Consider the following 16,329-nt stretch of genomic DNA (forward strand, 5'->3'; position numbering starts at 1 on the left):
GAGTGCCAAAGCACTCCAAAGAGCGGCGATCATAAGGCAGCAAGATTAATTGATCGATGCGCGCGAAACTTACCCGTTCATATAGGCGGGGAACCAGCTTTCATGTGCGGCGCGAAGGTCAGCCGCGGGCAGGGGGCGAGCGCTCCCGAGCACCAGATCGCTGCCGCCAGTCGTGCCGATCCAGGGGGCATGAATGCCCAGCTTTTCTGCCTCGTTCCAGAGTGCTGCGATCTCGTCGCCCTGCGGATCGAAATTGACGGTCACGAGGTAGCGGCCCTGATCCTCGCCGAAATATTGCAGGATCGTATCCTGGTCGGTGAGGTCGACGATAACAGCGCCGATCCCCGAGGCGACGGCCATTTCGGCCAGGCCCACGGCAAGGCCCCCATCCGAGAGGTCATGGCAGGCGGTGACCGCGCCGGAGCGGATCAGCTTGCGGACGAAATCGCCGGTGCGCTTTTCATGGGCAAGATCGACTGCGGGTGCCGTGCCGTCGCGGCGGCCGAACAGGTCACGCAGATAGATCGATTGGCCCAGATGGCTGCCGCGCGCGGCGGGCGCACCGACCAGCAGGATGACCTGGTTTTCGGCGGCAAAGCCGATGCGGGCCATTTTGTTCCAGTCGGGGAGCAGGCCCACGCCGCCAATGGTGGGGGTCGGCAGGATGCCGCGGCCATTGGTTTCGTTATAGAGGCTGACATTGCCCGAAACGATGGGGAATTCGAGTACACGGCAGGCTTCGCCAATGCCCTTCACGGCGCCCACCAGCTGCCCCATGATTTCGGGACGCTCCGGATTGCCGAAATTGAGATTGTCGGTGGCGGCCAGCGGCTCGGCTCCGGTCGCGGTGAGGTTGCGCCAGGCTTCGGCCACGGCCTGCTTGCCGCCTTCATAGGGGTCGGCCTCGCAATAGCGCGGATTGACGTCGGAGGTGAAGGCCAGCGCCTTGGTATCGTGCCCCTCGACCCGAATGACGCCGGCGTCGCCGCCGGGGCGTTGCAGGGAATTGCCCTGGATCAGGGTGTCATACTGCTCATAGACCCAGCGGCGCGAGGCGATCTGGTGGCTGCCCATCAGCTTGAGCAGGGCATCGGCCACGTCCATCTGGGGGATGTCGGTGGCGGCCAGCGGCGCCGGCTTCTGCGGCTCGATCCAGGGACGATCGTATTCGGGGGCTTCGTCGCCCAGTTCCTTGATCGGCAGATTGGCAACCTCGTCACCCTGCCAGAGCACGCGGAAGCGCAGGTCGTCGGTCGTCTTGCCGACCGTGGCGAAATCGAGTTCCCACTTTTCGAAGACGGCGCGGGCCGCGGCTTCCTTTTCGGGATGCAGCACCATGAGCATGCGCTCCTGGCTTTCGCTCAGCATCATCTCATAGGGCGTCATATGGGTTTCGCGCACCGGCACCTTGTCGAGGTCCAGTTCGATGCCCAGGTCCCCCTTGGCGCCCATTTCGACGGCCGAGCAGGTTAGGCCCGCCGCGCCCATGTCCTGAATGGCGATGACGGCGCCGGTCTGCATCAGTTCGAGGCAGGCTTCGAGCAGGCGCTTTTCGGTGAAGGGGTCGCCGACCTGCACGGTGGGGCGCTTTTCCTCGATATCGTCGCCGAATTCGGCCGAGGCCATGGTGGCGCCGCCGACGCCATCACGGCCGGTCTTGGCGCCGAGATAGACGACGGGCAGGCCGACGCCTTCCGCCTTGGAATAGAAAATCTTGTCGGTGTCGGCCAGGCCGGCCGCAAAGGCATTGACCAGGATATTGCCGTTGTAGCGCTCGTCGAATTCGACTTCGCCACCCACAGTGGGTACGCCAAAGGCATTGCCATAGCCGCCGACGCCGGCCACCACCCCGGAGACGAGGTGGCGGGTCTTTTCATGATCGGGGCTGCCGAAACGCAGCGCATTCATCGCCGCGACGGGACGCGCGCCCATGGTGAAGACGTCGCGCAGAATGCCGCCGACGCCGGTCGCTGCGCCCTGATAGGGTTCGATGAAGCTGGGATGGTTGTGGCTTTCCATCTTGAAAACCACGGCCTGCCCGTCCCCGATATCGACGACGCCGGCATTTTCGCCCGGCCCCTGAATGACGCGTGGGCCGGTGGTCGGCAGCGTCTTGAGCCACTTTTTGGAGGACTTGTACGAGCAATGCTCGTTCCACATCGCCGAGAAAATGCCCAGTTCGGTATAGGTCGGCGTGCGACCGATCAAATCGAGGATCTTCTGGTACTCGTCGGGCTTCAGGCCGTGGTCGGCAACCAGCTCGGGGGTAATGACGATGTCGTTCTGAAGGGTCATCAGGTAGCGTTTCCGTAGGGAGGCTTTGGAAAATATTCCATTTGGCGCTGCGTGGAGCGGGCAAGTTCTTCGCCGAACAGGTGTCCCACTAGCCACAGGGACATGTCGATGCCTGCCGAGATTCCTGCGCTGGTCACCACGTTGCCGTCATGCACGAAGCGCTGGTTTTCCAGCAATATGGCTTTTGGCGCAGCGGTGCGGACAAAATCGAAGGCGTTCCAATGGGTCGTTGAGCGCTTGCCATCGAGGAATCCGGCTTTGCCGATCAGGGCAGCGCCCGTGCAGACCGAGGTCCGCCACGTTGCCGCGGCCATATAGGGCTGAAGGCGGTCGATGAAGGCGGTGTCGGACACCAACGGGCGGGTGCCACGGCCACCGGGAACGATGACGATATCGGCATGCGGGGCATCATCGAAAGTGTGGTCGGCGGTGACGCGGAGCCCTTCGGCGCAGCGGATCGTGGTATCAGGCCATCCCAGAGTGAAGGTGTCGACGGGCGCCCCCATCCGGCCGGCCATCCTGAACACTTCCCAGGGGCCGATGAAGTCAAGTTCTTCGACGTCCTCGAAGATGACGATGGCGACACTGGTCCTTGTGGTGGCATCAGACATGGCGTGGAACACCCCGGGCAATGAGTTTGTCGGCGGTGATGACGCCGGCACAGAGCAGGGCGAGGGCGCTGCCCATGAAGAGGGCGTTGAGGGAAACCTGGCCGTAGCCGAGATTGACGACATCCAGCACCGGGTAGGGGTATTGCTGCACCCAGACGCCGCGGGCCAGGATATAGAGGAAATAGACCAGCGTCGGCAGCAGCATGAGCGGCAGCTGGTTCCAGCGCAGTTGGCCATGCTTTTGCGTCACCAGCCACCACAGCAGATAGAGCGTGGGGCACAGATAATGCAGGATGGTGTCGGCCAGCTCGTAGAGCCCCTCCAGGACATGGAGGTGGCGCAGCACGAAATAGACGTAGAGCCCGACCAGCGCGATATTTGCCGCCATCAGGCCGCGGACCAGCGGGCGCTGGAACAGGGAGAGGCGGGGCGTCGGGAGCACGTCCGACAGGTAGATCAGCACCAGGACGATATTGGTCAGGATGGTGTAGAAGGCGAAGAAATGCCCAAGAAAACCCGGAAAATCCCGGCCATTTTCGGAAGCCAGCTGCATCGAGAGAACGAATTGCAGCACCAGCCCGCCGGCGCCGAACAGCAGGCCAAGCCAGGTCAACAGCGTTCGCGGATTGACTGGCGCCCGCAGGTTCATCTCAGGCTGCCCGCTCCAGGAGCGTGGAAAACAGCGCGCGTCCGTCGCTGCCGCCATGGGCCGCTTCGATCAGGTTTTCGGGGTGCGGCATCATGCCGAGCACGTTCTTCTGCTCGTTGAAAATGCCGGCGATATCGTTGATCGAGCCATTGGGATTGGTGCCCTCGGCATAGCGGAACGCCACCTGGCCATTGCCTTCGAGCCGCGCGATGGTTTCGGCGTCGGCGAAGTAATTGCCGTCGTGATGGGCGACGGGGCAGCGGAAGACCTGGCCCGGCTGATAGCCGCGGGTAAAGGCGGTATCGGCATTCACCACCTGCAGCTTGACCTCGCGGCAAACGAATTTGAGGCTGGTATTGCGCATCAGGGCGCCTGGCAGCAGGCCCGCCTCCACCAGGATCTGGAAGCCATTGCAGACACCCAACACCTTGACGCCCTGGGCAGCTCGGTCGCGCAGCTTGTCCATAATGGGCGAGCGGGCGGCGATGGCGCCGCAGCGCAGATAATCGCCATAGGAGAAACCACCGGGGATCACCACGAGATCGACATCCGGCAGGTCGGCATCCTGATGCCAGACCACCTGTGGGGCGGTGCCGGAAATCTTGGTGAGTGCCGCGATCATGTCGCGGTCACGATTGAGGCCGGGGAAGACGATGACGGCTGATTTCATCGGCAGGTCCTCGCTATGTCAGGGGTTGCGCGAGGCCCTTGTGGTGAGTCTTGGGCAAAAAGGCAAGGGGCGAGACGGAATATCCCGCCCTTGGCTTGATTGCGAGATGGTCAGCTATTCGGCCGGAGCCTGAACGGCGCGCGGCTCTTCGCGGCGCGATCCGGTGCCGGGCAGGTGGGCCCAGGCGGGGCGTTCAAACAGGAACATGCCCCAGCCCGTGCGCAGCACCAGCCAATAGAGGATCAGCGGGGAGATGATGGAGATGGCCATGACGGCCAGACCCAGCAGGGTCGGCTCGACAAAGCCGAGTTTGATCAAGACGGTGCGGGCTATGCCCATGGGCAGCACGAAGGCCACATAGATGATCAGCGACTTCGAGCCCATCCAGCGCAGCCAGTTCATCCAGGGCAGGCGGGTCAGCAGTGCCGCGATCACGCAAAGGGCCGATGTTCCCACCAGCGCCAGGATCAGGTGGACGCCGGGCAGGCCGGCGATACCCATGACGGGGTGGACCGGGTCCATCTTGAAGCCGGGCGAGAAAACCAGGGCCGCGTTGAGGATGGCCCAGATGAAAAGGCCGATAATGGCGATGGTGACATTTTCATGGGCCCAGGCCGCCAGGCGGAACAGGTGGGGCGCCAGCACATAGCCGGAATAGAAGAACACGAAGTAGGCAGCGAATTGGTCCACGGCGTAGCTGCCGGTGTGGATCTTGGCCATTTGCAGGATTGCAGCGATGGCGAAGACCGCCCAGTGGGGCGCCCGGATATCGTGCAGCAGCTTGGCAGCGGCCCCGCACACGGCCAGCATGTAGATGAACCACAGCACGCCATAAGGCTGGACCACGGCCCAGACCATATCACTTGCCGCGCCGACGGGATTGGCGGTTAAGAGGCCAACCTTGAAGACGATGTGGATCACCGCCCAGAGCGCGTAGAAATAGAGGTAATGAACGACGCGCCGATCGGCATAGGCTTTCCAGGGGCGGTCGATGACCTGGGAGAGGAACAGGCCGGAAATCAGGAAGAATTCGGGCATGCGGAAGGGCATGGCAAAGGCGACGGACCAATGCAGCGCGCCGATACCGCCGGTATCTTCGCCGACGCTCGTCGCCGCATACATCAACACCACCAGGAAGATCGACAGGCCCTTGGCCATATCAACCCAGTCCAGACGTTTTGCTGATTCAGCCATTGCCGCATCCCCCAGAACCTGCCGGGTCATGATAGCGGTAATGCGCTGTGGAAGCGTAAAAGCCTGCATGCAGGCTTAATCGAAATGTTTAACTGGTAAGGATTTAACTAAATCCCGCCCAATATAGGCGCTTTAGACCGGAACGGAAGCATAGGCCGCGAACAGCAGGCCCAGCGTCGCAATGAACATAACCGTGAGCGAAATAGTTTTGAGCATGACAAATGGTCCGGCGCCTCACTTCGGCGCGCTCGATAGGATAACAGCGAAAGATTAATTGGAGATTTCTATCGCGTAGTTTTCAATCACCGTGTTGGCGAGCAGCTTTTCGCACATGGTGGTGAGGGTGGTGCGGGCGGCGGCTTCGTCGCTGCCTTCCAGGGCCAGGTCAAAGACCTTGCCCTGGCGGACGGCGCCAACGCCCGAGAAACCAAGGCTTTTCAAGGACCCTTCGATGGCCTGACCCTGCGGATCGAGGACGCCGGTCTTGAGGGTGACGGTGACGCGTGCCTTCATTTCGCCGCTCCGATGAACGCTTACTGAACCAGGCGCGGGCCAGTGGCCAGCGCATTGTCGGTTTCGACCAGGATGCCGAGGCGCTGCGCGACTTCGCGATAGCTCTCGACCAGGCCGCCGAGATTCTCGCGGAAGCGGTCCTTGTCCATCTTGTTGCGGGTCTTGATGTCCCACAGGCGGCAATTGTCCGGGCTGATCTCGTCGGCCAGCACGATGCGCATCAGATCGCCTTCATAAAGGCGCCCGCATTCGATCTTGAAGTCGACGAGCTGGATGCCCACGCCCATGAAGAGGCCGGAGAGGAAGTCATTGACCCGGATGGCCAGGCTCATGATGTCGTCCAGCTCGGCAGGGGTGGCCCAGCCAAAGGCGGTGATGTGTTCTTCACTGACCATGGGGTCATGAAGGGCATCGTCCTTGTAGTAGAATTCGATGATCGAGCGGGGCAACTGGGTGCCGGGCTCGAGGCCGAGGCGCTTGACCAGCGAGCCGGCGGCGACATTGCGCACGACGACTTCGAGCGGGATGATCTCGACTTCCTTGATCAGCTGTTCGCGCATGTTGATGCGGCGCAGGAAGTGAGTCGGGATGCCCAGGCCGTTGAGCTTGGTGAAGATGAACTCGGAAATGCGGTTGTTGAGCACGCCCTTGCCATCGACGATCTCAAGGCGCGCACCGTCGCCAGCGGTCGTATCGTCCTTGAAATACTGGACCAGCGTGCCCGGCTCAGGACCCTCGAACAGGATCTTGGCCTTGCCTTCATAGATTTTGCGACGACGGTTCATGGAAGTTCCGGACCGATGAAGGAAGGGGATGATTTCGGCCGCTTCATGCGCCACAAAGGCACAAAAATGCAAGCTCTTTCGATAGAATGCAGGGGATAGGTGCCATTCGCGAGAGGGTTGGGCCGCATAAGGTCGCAGCCGGCCGGACGGCGTTGATTTGCCCGGCTGAACCGCCTATGTCGATTGGCGGACGCCGGAACGGCGATGCATCAGAGCCAGCGGGAGACATTGATGAGCGCGTTTGACGATCGACAGAAGGGCCAGGAAGCCAAATTCGCCTTCGACGCGGAGAAAAAGTTCAAGGCCGAAGCACGCCGCAACAAGCTGCTTGGCATCTGGGCGGCAGAGCTGCTGAGCCTGACGGGCGACGACGCCAAGACCTATGCCGCCGAAGTGGTGGCTGCCGATTTCGAGGAGGCCGGTGACGAGGACGTGTTCCGCAAGGTTTCGAGCGACCTCAAGGCCAAGGGCGTGGCAATCGGCGATGACGTGATTCGCCAGAAAATGGCGCAGCTGGTGGCTGTCGCCAATGAGCAGATCGCCGCCGAAGGTTGATTTGCCGGGCCGAGGCGAAGGCTTGCTTCGCCTCGGATCCCAAGCTCGGGCGCGCTAGCCGAGCGTGACGCTGCTTGCGTCGTATTCTTTTCCGTTCTGCTGCCACTTCACCGTGACCTTGGCGCCATTCTTGAGGCCGGGGTCTTTGAACGTGGCCGGCAATTTATAGACGATGCCATTGGCCAGGGTCAGGGAATGGGTCTTGAGGTCGAACGCCTTGACCGTGCTGCTGATGGACTGCGGCGCGGCGATGGTAGCGGCCGCCGCGGGCTTGGCCGCCGGGGCCATGGGCGTGGTAGTGGCAGCAAATGCCATGCCGGACGTGCCGACGATGAGAGCCAGGACAGCGGGAACGATGATCTTGCGCATAGTGATGTCTCCGTAAAGACAGCCGGGACGTGCCCGGAATTGGCCGGTTTACAGATCGCGTCGAGTCGCAGGTCGCATTCGAGATGCCGGCGCGGTCCAAACCTGCGATAAGGAGGCTAGGACCGGCAAATGGCGGTCTCAAGTTAAAGTAATTTAATTACTTGTTCAGCCAAACAGCCACAAAGTCATGGATTTAGACAGATCTTGGGCGGATCGGTGTCAGGCCACCAGGGTTTGCGGTTTATCTTGGGTGATTGCGGCGGATTTTGGCTGGGTGAGGCATCGGAGTACCCCCTCCTAGCCTCCCCCTGATAGGGGGAGGGATATCTCCACTCTTGAAACTGGATCGAGTTCTAGCCACAAGGCGGTCCCTCCCCCTATCAGGGGGAGGCTAGGAGGGGGTACTCACGCGCGACGATCAGGCTAGGCGCTTTGTTCCCACGCCCGGCGCGCCAGCTCGCGCATGGTCAGGGATTCTTCCCAGCGGTCGGTGAGGTCGATGCCGTCCGGGCCGGAGATGGCGTAGGGCTGCGGTCCCAGCTCGCACACGAAGGTCAGCTCGGCATGGCTTGCGGCCCGGCTGCGCCAGCTGGCGAACCCGGCCGACCACCAGGACACGAATTGATCGATCCAGGGCTGGTGCTGGGGATAGCTCAGGGGCAATTGCACCTGGCCGCTGCCGGCGATGCGGCCATGAAAGGCCCATGCGTGATCGAGGATGGTCAGCATCTGCTGATTGGCCGTCGGATCGATCGGCAGTTCCATCTCGCGGGCCACGACATAATGGGAGAGATCGGCCAGGAGGCGAAGATCGGGATGCCGGTCGAGAAGCTCCAGGGTGAATAGCAGATCGTTGGTCAACCGGCCGCGGTGGGTTTCAATATAGACCGGGATATCGGCCTGACCGATGAGCCGCTGGATGGCCGCGATCAGCCGCGAAGCTTCATCCAGCGTGCGCGGCAGCATGCGCAATTGCAGATTGAGGTGATGGACCCCAAAGCGTTCTGCGCGCTCTATGGCCATTTCTACTTCGCCCAGATTTGTCGGGAGGAAGAGCCCCTCCAGCACCAATCCCTCGCTTGCTGCCAGGGCAGAGGCCCGGCGGGCCATGTCGTCGTCTTCCAGCATGCCGCCAAAACCGTCGAAGCCGGCCGCCTTGATGCGCGCGACATTGTCCTCGAGCGAACGCACGCCCGGAGCGCCGCGCAGATTTTGCATGGCCCACAGGGATTGGAGCACCAGAAGTTTCTGCATTTTTTGCTGTCCTTGGCCTCAGCCGATGCGCGTATACATGCCAATGGAGGCGGGCATGACCGGCTCGAAGCCGTATTTGGCATAGAGATGGCGGGCATCGCCATCGGCGATGAGGCTGACATAGGCAGTCGCCGGGGCGTTCCGACGCAGATGATCCATCAGCGCCGCCATGATCTGCTTGCCCAGCCCCTTGCCCTGATGGGCCGGTTCCACGGCGATGTCGACGATCTGGAAAGCGGTGCCGCCATCGCCGATGACGCGGCCCATGCCGATCACGGCATCGCCATGGCGGATGATGACGGCAAACCAGCTATTGGGCAGGCCCGCTTCGGCGGCCGCCTGCGACTTGCCACTGAGGCCGGCGATTTCGCGCAGGCGGCGGTAATCGGCGACGCTGGGCGTTTCAGCGGTCAGGACATAGTCGGACATGTCAAATCCGTTGCATGAGGCGGGTGAACATCAGCAGCCCCTCGGGCCATGGCCCATGGCCGGACGCCACATTGATGTGGCCGGCTTCGCCAGCCTGATGGAAATCGGAGCCCCAGCAGGTGGCGAATTCCACGGCCCGGTCAATGGTGCAAAGCGGATCGTTGCTGGAGGCAACCAACAGGGAGGGGAAGGGGAGAGGATCGCGCGGGATGGGGCGGAAGGGATAGGTTTCCTCCGGTGCATCGGGGCTCAGCTCAAGATCGGGCGGGGCGACGAGGAAGGCGCCGCGCACATTGGAATCGATCAGCCGGCTCGCCGTATGGGCAATGGCGATGACCGACAGCGAGTGCGCGATCAGCACGACGGGTCGCGTGGCAAGCAGGATGGCCTGCTCGATGGTGGAAACCCAATCATCCAGATCGGGCTCGTCCCAATCGGCCTGTTCGACAATGGCGGCGTTGGACATGCGCTCGGCCCAGCGCAATTGCCAATGGCCAGGGCTGCAACCGCCCAGACCCGGCAGGATCAGGATATCGGCTTCGGCGAGCTTCATGTGCGATGCGTCCTGTCGCGATAGAAGGCTGCCCCGGTCTGGGTCAGGCCGATCTTCTGGTAGAAGCCCTCGGCGCCGGGCAGGGAGAGCAGCGCAATCGTAACGCCGGGGCCCAGGATTTCGGTGGCCTTGTTCATCAGCAAAGCGCCGATTCCCTTGCCCTGATAGCTCTCGATTACGGCCAGGTCGGCGCAATAGCAGACCCAGCCCCAGTCCGTCATGCCGCGGAACAGGCCCACCAGGGTTCCATTACTGTCCCGGGCGGTGACGACAATATTGGAGTTGTCGAGATAGGCCTGAACGCGCTCGGCATTGCTCAGGGGGCGAGTGGGCCCCAGCGCCGATTGGCCGACGCAGGCGGTGTATTCTTCGGCGGTCAGGCCGGTTTCCTGGGCGCAGATAATGCTCATCCAAACACCCGCCGGAAAATCGTATCGACATGCTTGAGGTGGTAGGCGTCGTCGAACATGGCGTCGAGTTGTTCGTCGCTTAGAGTCACTTCAGGATCGGCCTTGAGGTTCTTGGCGAACTGGCCGGCGCGGTCGCCGCGCATTTCCCAGACCTTCATGGCATTGCGCTGGACGACGGCATAGCTGTCTTCGCGGCTGTAGCCGGCCTGGGTGAGAGCGAGCAGGACACGCTGGGAATTGTGCAGACCCCCGAGCAAGTCGAGATTCTTGCGCATATTTTCGGGGTAGACGACCAGCTTGTCGATGACATTGGTCAGCCGGGCGAGGGCGAAATCCAGCGTGATCGTGCCATCGGGGGCGATCATGCGTTCCACCGAGGAGTGCGAGATATCGCGCTCATGCCAGAGCGCGACGTTTTCCAGCGCCGGGGTGACCATGCCGCGCACGAGGCGCGCGAGGCCGGTGAGGTTTTCGGTGAGTACCGGATTGCGCTTGTGGGGCATGGCGGAGCTGCCCTTCTGGCCGGGGGAGAAGAATTCCTCGGCTTCGAGCACTTCGGTGCGCTGCAAATGGCGGATTTCGACGGCGACGCGCTCGATGGAGCTGGCGACAACGCCGAGCGTGGCGAAGAACATGGCGTGCCGATCGCGCGGGATGACCTGGGTCGAGACCGGCTCGATGGCGAGGCCGAGTTTTTCGGCAACATATTCTTCGATCTGAGGGTCGATATTGGCGAAGGAGCCGATGGCGCCCGAAATTGCGGCGGTGGCAATCTCTGCCCGCGCTGAGACAAGACGCGCCCGATTGCGGGTGAATTCGGCATAGGCTTCGGCCAGCTTGACGCCGAATGTGGTCGGCTCGGCATGAATGCCATGGCTGCGGCCGATGGTTATGGTGTCCTTGTGCTCATAGGCGCGGCGCTTGAGGGCGGCGAGCAGGGCATCGACATCGGCGATCAGGATATCGGCGGCGCGAGCCATTTGCACCGACAGGGTGGTGTCCAGAATGTCGGAACTGGTCATGCCCTGGTGCACGAAACGGGCGTCGGGGCCGACGATTTCGCTCAAATGCGTGAGGAAGGCGATGACGTCGTGCTTGGTGGTGCGCTCGATTTCGTCGATCCGCTCGACATCGAAGCCGTAATCGCCCAGCTCGGCCTTGCGGGCATTCATCACGTCCCAGATTTTCTGGGCGGATTCCTTGGGAACGACACCGAGTTCGGCGAGCTTGGTGGTGGCGTGGGCTTCGATCTCAAACCAGATGGCGAAGCGGTTTTCGGCCGACCAATTGGCAACCATTTCGGGGCGGGAATAGCGCGGAATCATGGGCTTAGGCCTTCGCGTTCAGAATTCGAGTCAAAGAGTGGCCGCGGCGCGGATATCAGCGATGCGGGAGGCGTAGGTGGCGGGATCGTTGCCGCCATAGATGGAGGAGCCGGCGACAAAGACATTGCAGCCCGCCTTGGCGGCCGCACCGGCATTTTCGGCCGTGATGCCGCCATCGACTTCCAGATCGATGGGGCGCTTGCCGATCAGGGCATGGGCCTGGGCCAGCTTGGTCAGTGCGGCGGGAATGAAGCTTTGGCCGCCAAAGCCGGGATTGACCGACATGACGAGCAGCAGGTCGATATCGTCGATAACATGCTCAAGGGCCGACACGGGCGTGGCGGGATTGAGCGCAACACCGGCCTTCTTGCCCTCGGCCTTGATGGTCTGAATGGAGCGGTGCAGGTGTGGCCCGGCCTCGGCATGGACGGTGATGATGTCGGCGCCGGCCTTGGCGAAGGCGGCGAGATAGGGATCGGCCGGTGCGATCATCAGGTGCACGTCGAAGGGCTTGGCGCTGAACTTGCGCACCGAGGCCATGACGAGCGGGCCGAAACTGATATTGGGCACGAAATGGCCGTCCATGATGTCGACATGGATATAGTCGGCCCCGGCCTTGTCGATGGCTTCGATCTCGGCGCCAAGCTGGCTGAAATCGGCCGAAAGAATCGATGGCGCAATGCGGATGGGTCGGGTGGTCATGAGCGCTCGCCTTGCCGACAAAAGATGCGTTCTTGCCTTATAGCGGCGGGCTGGCGCGGGCAAGGGAGGGGCGATGGAAAGTGGGGAATGGGTTGCTTTGTAAGCGCGGTACCCCCTCCTAGCCCCCTGACAGGGGGAGGGACAGGCCGGTGGTTAAGACTCGATCCAGTTCCAACAGTGGAGAGATCCCTCCCCCTATCAGGGGGAGGCTAGGAGAGGGTATCCGCTTCACAAACCGGCGATGCGACCAAGCCGCGCATTGCTTTGCGGGCACTTCGCGCTAGAAGAACGCAAAAGGAGCGTCGCTTGGAATTTTCACTGCCCATGGTGTTCGGGGCCGGCGTGCTGAGCTTTCTCAGCCCGTGCGTGCTGCCGCTGGTGCCGCCCTATCTCACCTATATGAGTGGGGCGAGCTTCGACCAGTTGCGGGCCGACGGCTCAGGGTCGGCCGCGTTGCAGCGCCGGGTGGCGGTGACCTCGCTGTTCTTCATCCTGGGCTTTGCCGTGGTCTTCGTGCTGCTGGGCGCCACGGCGACGGCGTTCGGCCAGGCCTTCCGGCAGGCGTTGCCGATCCTGACGCCGATTGCCGGGGTGATGATCATCGCCATGGGGCTGCATTTCATCGGCGTCTACCGCATCGGATTGCTGGACCGCCAGATTCGCCATAACGGGCCGGGTGTGGCGAGCGGGCCGCTGGGCGGGTTCCTCTTGGGACTGGCCTTTGCCATAGGCTGGACGCCCTGCATCGGGCCGGTGCTTGCCGCGGTATTGTCGGTCGCGGCCAGCCGGAATACGGCTCTCGAAGGCGCTTCGCTGCTGGGGCTTTATTCGCTGGGGCTGGGCGTGCCGTTTTTCCTCGCCGGCATCGCCATTGGGCCCTTCCTGACCTTCTTCAACAGCTTCAAGCGCCATCTGCACACCGTGGAACGGGTGATGGGCGTATTGCTGGTGATCACCGGCGTCCTGTTCCTCACCGGCAATTTCACCCGGCTGTCTTATTGGTTCCTCGAGACCTTCCCGGTTCTCGCCAATTTCGGCTGACAGTAAGCTCCGCTTAACCCCGTCACGTGGCTTTTATAGCTCGGGTGTTTTGCTACGCACTTGTTTAGGTCTGATTCACCCAGTCCATGCAGAGTGCTGCCCAACGGTTTTGGGGGCGGAAACTGATACTCAACGCAGCATTCTCGGCGCTGCCGGAAACGGCATTGGACACGACCGCGCTTGGCCTGGCGGTGGTCGCGATCGATCCGTTGCGCGCGGATATCGCCGCCAGTCTCAGCACCGACATCGCGGCGGTGGAGACGGTGTGGCGGACATTGACCGCCGCCGGCATCGAGTCGCCGGGGCAGAGCTACGACTTTATCCGCCTGTGGATCGAGGATCGCGGCATCCCAGCCGAGGATCAGCGCTTTGTCGTGGGCACGGTCGATGGCCGCCCGGTGGCGCTGCTGCCTCTGCATCGCAAGACGGTGCGGGGCATCCCGGTTTTCACCTGGTTTCCCGGCGCGCATGCCGGTTGCTATGCGCCGGTCGCAGATTTCAAGACGCTGGCGGCGCTTGGGCCAGTCGGGCGCGGCGCCTTGTGGCGGGCAATGGTCGGCCAGCTTTGCGGCGCCGACCTGATTTATCTGCGCTCCATGCCAACGGAAATCGATGGGGCCACCGGCCTTTTCGACGAACTCGGTTCGACCCTTGCCGTAGAGACGCTTTATCGCTCGCAATATGGCAGCTGGGAAGAATGCGACAGGCTGCAGCGCAGCAAATCGCGCCGCAAGCATGACCGCCAGCAGGGCGATCGCCTGGCAGCCATGGGCGAGGTGGGATTCGAGGAAATCCGCAATGGCGGCGATATGCGTTGCGCCATCGAGACCATGTTCATCCAGCGGGCAGCGCGCTTCAAGGTCATGGGAATCCGCGATCCCTTCGTGCATGACCGGTTGACCGACTTTTACCACGCCATGGCCGCTGCGGGCTCGGGCGTGGATGTGCGGCTGCATGTGCTGCGGCTCGATGGGGCAATCGTAGCGGTGCGCTACAATGTAGTCGATAATGACCGCATGTTCTGCCTGATTTCCTCGATGAGCGACGATCCGGCAATCCAGAACGGCTCCCCCGGCAAGCAATGCCTGCTGCGGGTGATGCAGAGCGTGTTCGACCAGGGCATGCGCGTCTTCGACATGGGCAGCGGCTTTACCGACGAAAAGCGGCATTGGTGCAATGTGCAGATGCCGCTGCGGCAGCATTATATCGGGCTGACCGGGCGGGGCGCCGTCATCGTGGGCGTGCACCAGACCTTCCAGAAGATGCGGGCGCATATCAAGGCGAACAAGCAACTCAAGGTGCTTGCCCGCAATGTTCAGTCCTTCGTCTATCGCCTGGCCGGCAAGCGGGCCGCAGAAGCACCTGAGAAATCAGATTAGCTTGAGGCCGCGCAGCGAGGCGTGGCCGGATTTTCCGATAATCAGATGGTCGTGCAGCGTAATGCCGAGCGGCTTGGCGATATCGCCGATTTCCTTGGTCATCCGCACGTCGGCGGAGGAGGGGGTTGGGTCGCCCGAAGGGTGATTGTGGAGCAGGATCAGCGCCGTGGCGGACAGCTCCAGTGCCCGCTTGATGACTTCGCGCGGATAGACGGGCGTGTGGTCGACAGTGCCGGTCTGCTGCACCTCGTCGGCGATCAGCCGGTTTTTCTTGTCGAGGAAAAGGATGCGGAACTGCTCGATGGATTGATAGGCCATCTGGCTGTTGCAATATTCGATAAGCTGCGTCCAGGAGCTCAGGATGGGTTTTTCGGCGGCGATGCGATCCCGCCCGAAACGGGCAGCGACGGCCTGGATGACCTTGATATGCGCCACTGACGTCGTGCCGAGCCCATCGATCTTTTCGAGCCGCGCCTGGCTGGCATTGAACACGCCCGAGAACGAGCCGAATTCGCGCAGCAGCGTCTTGGCCAGCGCCTTGGTGTCGCGGCGGGGAACCACAAGCTGCAGGATCAGCTCCAGCAGCTCGTAATCTTCCAGCGCATCCCCGCCCACCTTGAGGAAGCGCTCCCGCACGCGCTGGCGATGGCCGGCATGATCATTGGCGGCCGGCACCGGGGAAGGGTAGGCGGCCTCGGCCAGTTCGTCGGGCCGGTCGGTCATCAGGCAGCCCGCGCGGCAAGCGGGTTGAAGAGGCCGCCGGGTGAGAGGGTGAAAATCTCGCAGCCGGTTTCGGTGATGCCGATGGAATGCTCCGCCTGGGAGGACAGGGTGCGGTCGCGGGTCACCGCCGTCCAGCCATCCGACAGGATTTTGACATGCGGCCGGCCCAGATTGATCATCGGTTCGATGGTAAAGATCATGCCGGGCCGGAGCGGTACGCCCGTGCCGGGAACGCCGAAATGGAGGATATTGGGTTCGTCGTGAAAGAGCCGGCCGACACCATGACCCACAAAGTCGCGGACCACGCTCATGCGCTCGCCTTCTGCGACAGCCTGGATGGCCGCGCCGATATCGCCGGTGGTATTGCCGGGCTTGGCGGCGGCAATGCCGGCTTCGAGGCCCAGATAGGTCACTTCGATCAGGCGTTCCGCCTTGCGCGAAATTTCGCCCACCGGATACATGCGGCTCGAATCGCCATACCAGCCATCGACGATCAGCGTCAGGTCGATATTGACGATATCGCCCTCGCGCAGCGGCCTTTCGTCGGGAATGCCGTGGCACACGACATGGTTGATCGAGGTGCAGAGCGAGTGCCGGTAGCCCTTGTAGAAAATGGTGGCCGGAATGGCGCCATTGTCGCGGGCGAATTCATAGGCCACGCGATCGATGGTGGAGGTCGGCACGCCCGCCTCGACGTAGTCGACCAGGATGTCCAGCGCCTGCGCCGTCAGCTGGCCCGCCTTGCGCATGCCGGCAAAGCCTTCCTCGCCATGCAGCGGGATAACGCCAGGGGTGCGGCGGGCCTTGGAACTGGCATCGACAAAGGTGGTCATCTAGAACTCCGGAGGAAACACGATAAATCTAATCGCTCG

At 62.4% G+C, this 16,329-nt stretch carries 19 protein-coding genes; 3 read left to right on the forward strand and 16 right to left on the reverse strand.

The genetic code is table 11. The features are described 5' to 3' along the window. Positions 1 to 69: 69 nt before the first annotated feature. The 7 genes from purL to purC all read right to left on the reverse strand — a co-directional run bounded on the left by purL (position 70) and on the right by purC (position 6,717). Positions 70 to 2,295 (reverse strand): phosphoribosylformylglycinamidine synthase subunit PurL, encoded by a 2,226-nt coding sequence (gene purL, locus QQL79_RS04985; protein WP_284388515.1) that lies wholly within the window; start codon positions 2,293 to 2,295, stop codon positions 70 to 72. Further along, positions 2,295 to 2,906 carry a DJ-1/PfpI family protein gene (locus tag QQL79_RS04990; protein WP_284388517.1) on the reverse strand — a complete coding sequence of 204 codons (612 nt, stop codon included), beginning with the start codon at positions 2,904 to 2,906 and terminating at the stop codon, positions 2,295 to 2,297. The genes purL and QQL79_RS04990 overlap by 1 nt, the downstream gene beginning before the upstream one ends. Then, complete coding sequence (locus QQL79_RS04995; RefSeq protein WP_284388518.1) at positions 2,899 to 3,612, reverse strand: Pr6Pr family membrane protein; 714 nt, start codon at positions 3,610 to 3,612, stop codon at positions 2,899 to 2,901. The genes QQL79_RS04990 and QQL79_RS04995 overlap by 8 nt, the downstream gene beginning before the upstream one ends. Continuing rightward, the gene (purQ, locus tag QQL79_RS05000; protein ID WP_284388519.1) at positions 3,557 to 4,225 is read right to left on the reverse strand and encodes a phosphoribosylformylglycinamidine synthase subunit PurQ; all 669 of its coding nucleotides are present in this window, start codon (positions 4,223 to 4,225) and stop codon (positions 3,557 to 3,559) included. Before purQ ends, QQL79_RS04995 begins: the two co-directional genes overlap by 56 nt. A 114-nt stretch (positions 4,226 to 4,339) precedes the next feature. Further along, a complete protein-coding gene (locus QQL79_RS05005) occupies positions 4,340 to 5,419 on the reverse strand; it encodes an acyltransferase family protein (RefSeq protein ID WP_284388521.1) in 1,080 nt (359 codons plus the stop codon). Positions 5,420 to 5,689: 270 nt separating this feature from the next. Next, complete coding sequence (gene purS / locus QQL79_RS05010; RefSeq protein WP_284388523.1) at positions 5,690 to 5,932, reverse strand: phosphoribosylformylglycinamidine synthase subunit PurS; 243 nt, start codon at positions 5,930 to 5,932, stop codon at positions 5,690 to 5,692. A 20-nt stretch (positions 5,933 to 5,952) separates the two neighbouring features. Further along, positions 5,953 to 6,717: a phosphoribosylaminoimidazolesuccinocarboxamide synthase gene (gene purC / locus QQL79_RS05015; protein WP_284388524.1), complete on the reverse strand. Its 765-nt coding sequence runs from the start codon at positions 6,715 to 6,717 to the stop codon at positions 5,953 to 5,955. Positions 6,718 to 6,948: 231 nt separating this feature from the next. On the opposite strand from purC, the gene QQL79_RS05020 reads away from it, so the two are divergent. Continuing rightward, positions 6,949 to 7,272, forward strand: coding sequence for a DUF1476 domain-containing protein (locus QQL79_RS05020; protein ID WP_284388526.1), 324 nt, complete (start codon positions 6,949 to 6,951; stop codon positions 7,270 to 7,272). A 54-nt stretch (positions 7,273 to 7,326) separates the two neighbouring features. On the opposite strand, the gene QQL79_RS05025 is transcribed toward QQL79_RS05020, so the two are convergent. From QQL79_RS05025 to rpe, 7 genes are all read right to left on the reverse strand, one after another. Next, positions 7,327 to 7,641, reverse strand: a complete 315-nt coding sequence (locus QQL79_RS05025; RefSeq protein ID WP_284388528.1) for a DUF1344 domain-containing protein — start codon at positions 7,639 to 7,641, stop codon at positions 7,327 to 7,329. A gap of 423 nt (positions 7,642 to 8,064) precedes the next feature. Beyond that, a complete protein-coding gene (locus tag QQL79_RS05030) occupies positions 8,065 to 8,895 on the reverse strand; it encodes an apurinic/apyrimidinic endonuclease family protein (protein WP_284388530.1) in 831 nt (276 codons plus the stop codon). A gap of 18 nt (positions 8,896 to 8,913) precedes the next feature. After that, positions 8,914 to 9,324, reverse strand: coding sequence for a GNAT family N-acetyltransferase (locus tag QQL79_RS05035; RefSeq protein ID WP_284388532.1), 411 nt, complete (start codon positions 9,322 to 9,324; stop codon positions 8,914 to 8,916). Between the two features lies 1 nt (position 9,325). Next, positions 9,326 to 9,877 (reverse strand): RBBP9/YdeN family alpha/beta hydrolase, encoded by a 552-nt coding sequence (locus QQL79_RS05040; RefSeq protein WP_284388534.1) that lies wholly within the window; start codon positions 9,875 to 9,877, stop codon positions 9,326 to 9,328. Then, positions 9,874 to 10,287 (reverse strand): GNAT family N-acetyltransferase, encoded by a 414-nt coding sequence (locus QQL79_RS05045; protein ID WP_284388536.1) that lies wholly within the window; start codon positions 10,285 to 10,287, stop codon positions 9,874 to 9,876. Before QQL79_RS05045 ends, QQL79_RS05040 begins: the two co-directional genes overlap by 4 nt. Beyond that, positions 10,284 to 11,612 carry an adenylosuccinate lyase gene (purB, locus tag QQL79_RS05050; RefSeq protein ID WP_284388538.1) on the reverse strand — a complete coding sequence of 443 codons (1,329 nt, stop codon included), beginning with the start codon at positions 11,610 to 11,612 and terminating at the stop codon, positions 10,284 to 10,286. The genes QQL79_RS05045 and purB overlap by 4 nt, the downstream gene beginning before the upstream one ends. 30 nt (positions 11,613 to 11,642) lie before the next feature. Then, entirely contained in the window at positions 11,643 to 12,314 is a 672-nt protein-coding gene (rpe, locus tag QQL79_RS05055) for a ribulose-phosphate 3-epimerase (RefSeq protein ID WP_284388539.1), read from the reverse strand. Between the two features lie 306 nt (positions 12,315 to 12,620). On the opposite strand from rpe, the gene QQL79_RS05060 reads away from it, so the two are divergent. Together QQL79_RS05060 and QQL79_RS05065 are read left to right on the forward strand one after the other, a co-directional pair. Next, positions 12,621 to 13,355 carry a cytochrome c biogenesis CcdA family protein gene (locus QQL79_RS05060; RefSeq protein ID WP_348523169.1) on the forward strand — a complete coding sequence of 245 codons (735 nt, stop codon included), beginning with the start codon at positions 12,621 to 12,623 and terminating at the stop codon, positions 13,353 to 13,355. Between the two features lie 164 nt (positions 13,356 to 13,519). Further along, positions 13,520 to 14,734, forward strand: coding sequence for a GNAT family N-acetyltransferase (locus tag QQL79_RS05065; RefSeq protein ID WP_284388540.1), 1,215 nt, complete (start codon positions 13,520 to 13,522; stop codon positions 14,732 to 14,734). Here the strand turns inward: QQL79_RS05065 and radC are convergent. Beyond that, positions 14,726 to 15,457, reverse strand: coding sequence for a RadC family protein (radC, locus tag QQL79_RS05070; RefSeq protein ID WP_284388542.1), 732 nt, complete (start codon positions 15,455 to 15,457; stop codon positions 14,726 to 14,728). The two genes, QQL79_RS05065 and radC, sit on opposite strands and share 9 nt — an antisense overlap. Further along, on the reverse strand, positions 15,457 to 16,290 hold the full coding sequence (gene map / locus QQL79_RS05075) for a type I methionyl aminopeptidase (protein WP_284388544.1): 834 nt from the start codon (positions 16,288 to 16,290) through the stop codon (positions 15,457 to 15,459). The genes radC and map overlap by 1 nt, the downstream gene beginning before the upstream one ends. Positions 16,291 to 16,329 lie beyond the last annotated feature (39 nt).

The organism is Devosia yakushimensis (assembly GCF_030159855.1).
Lineage (GTDB): Bacteria > Pseudomonadota > Alphaproteobacteria > Rhizobiales > Devosiaceae > Devosia > Devosia yakushimensis.

Bases quoted from the DNA above. Each gene is read 5' to 3' on its own strand.
- QQL79_RS05005 (WP_284388521.1), bottom strand. From the start codon at position 5,419: ATGGCTGAATCAGCAAAACGTCTGGACTGGGTTGATATGGCCAAGGGC.
- QQL79_RS05045 (WP_284388536.1), bottom strand. From the start codon at position 10,287: ATGAGCATTATCTGCGCCCAGGAAACCGGCCTGACCGCCGAAGAATAC.
- QQL79_RS05025 (WP_284388528.1), bottom strand. From the start codon at position 7,641: ATGCGCAAGATCATCGTTCCCGCTGTCCTGGCTCTCATCGTCGGCACG.
- rpe (WP_284388539.1), bottom strand. From the start codon at position 12,314: ATGACCACCCGACCCATCCGCATTGCGCCATCGATTCTTTCGGCCGAT.
- map (WP_284388544.1), bottom strand. From the start codon at position 16,290: ATGACCACCTTTGTCGATGCCAGTTCCAAGGCCCGCCGCACCCCTGGC.
- radC (WP_284388542.1), bottom strand. From the start codon at position 15,457: ATGACCGACCGGCCCGACGAACTGGCCGAGGCCGCCTACCCTTCCCCG.
- purS (WP_284388523.1), bottom strand. From the start codon at position 5,932: ATGAAGGCACGCGTCACCGTCACCCTCAAGACCGGCGTCCTCGATCCG.
- purQ (WP_284388519.1), bottom strand. From the start codon at position 4,225: ATGAAATCAGCCGTCATCGTCTTCCCCGGCCTCAATCGTGACCGCGAC.
- QQL79_RS05030 (WP_284388530.1), bottom strand. From the start codon at position 8,895: ATGCAGAAACTTCTGGTGCTCCAATCCCTGTGGGCCATGCAAAATCTG.
- purC (WP_284388524.1), bottom strand. From the start codon at position 6,717: ATGAACCGTCGTCGCAAAATCTATGAAGGCAAGGCCAAGATCCTGTTC.
- QQL79_RS05040 (WP_284388534.1), bottom strand. From the start codon at position 9,877: ATGAAGCTCGCCGAAGCCGATATCCTGATCCTGCCGGGTCTGGGCGGT.
- QQL79_RS04995 (WP_284388518.1), bottom strand. From the start codon at position 3,612: ATGGCGGCAGCGACGGACGCGCGCTGTTTTCCACGCTCCTGGAGCGGG.
- QQL79_RS05035 (WP_284388532.1), bottom strand. From the start codon at position 9,324: ATGTCCGACTATGTCCTGACCGCTGAAACGCCCAGCGTCGCCGATTAC.
- purL (WP_284388515.1), bottom strand. From the start codon at position 2,295: ATGACCCTTCAGAACGACATCGTCATTACCCCCGAGCTGGTTGCCGAC.
- QQL79_RS04990 (WP_284388517.1), bottom strand. From the start codon at position 2,906: ATGTCTGATGCCACCACAAGGACCAGTGTCGCCATCGTCATCTTCGAG.
- QQL79_RS05020 (WP_284388526.1), top strand. From the start codon at position 6,949: ATGAGCGCGTTTGACGATCGACAGAAGGGCCAGGAAGCCAAATTCGCC.
- purB (WP_284388538.1), bottom strand. From the start codon at position 11,612: ATGATTCCGCGCTATTCCCGCCCCGAAATGGTTGCCAATTGGTCGGCC.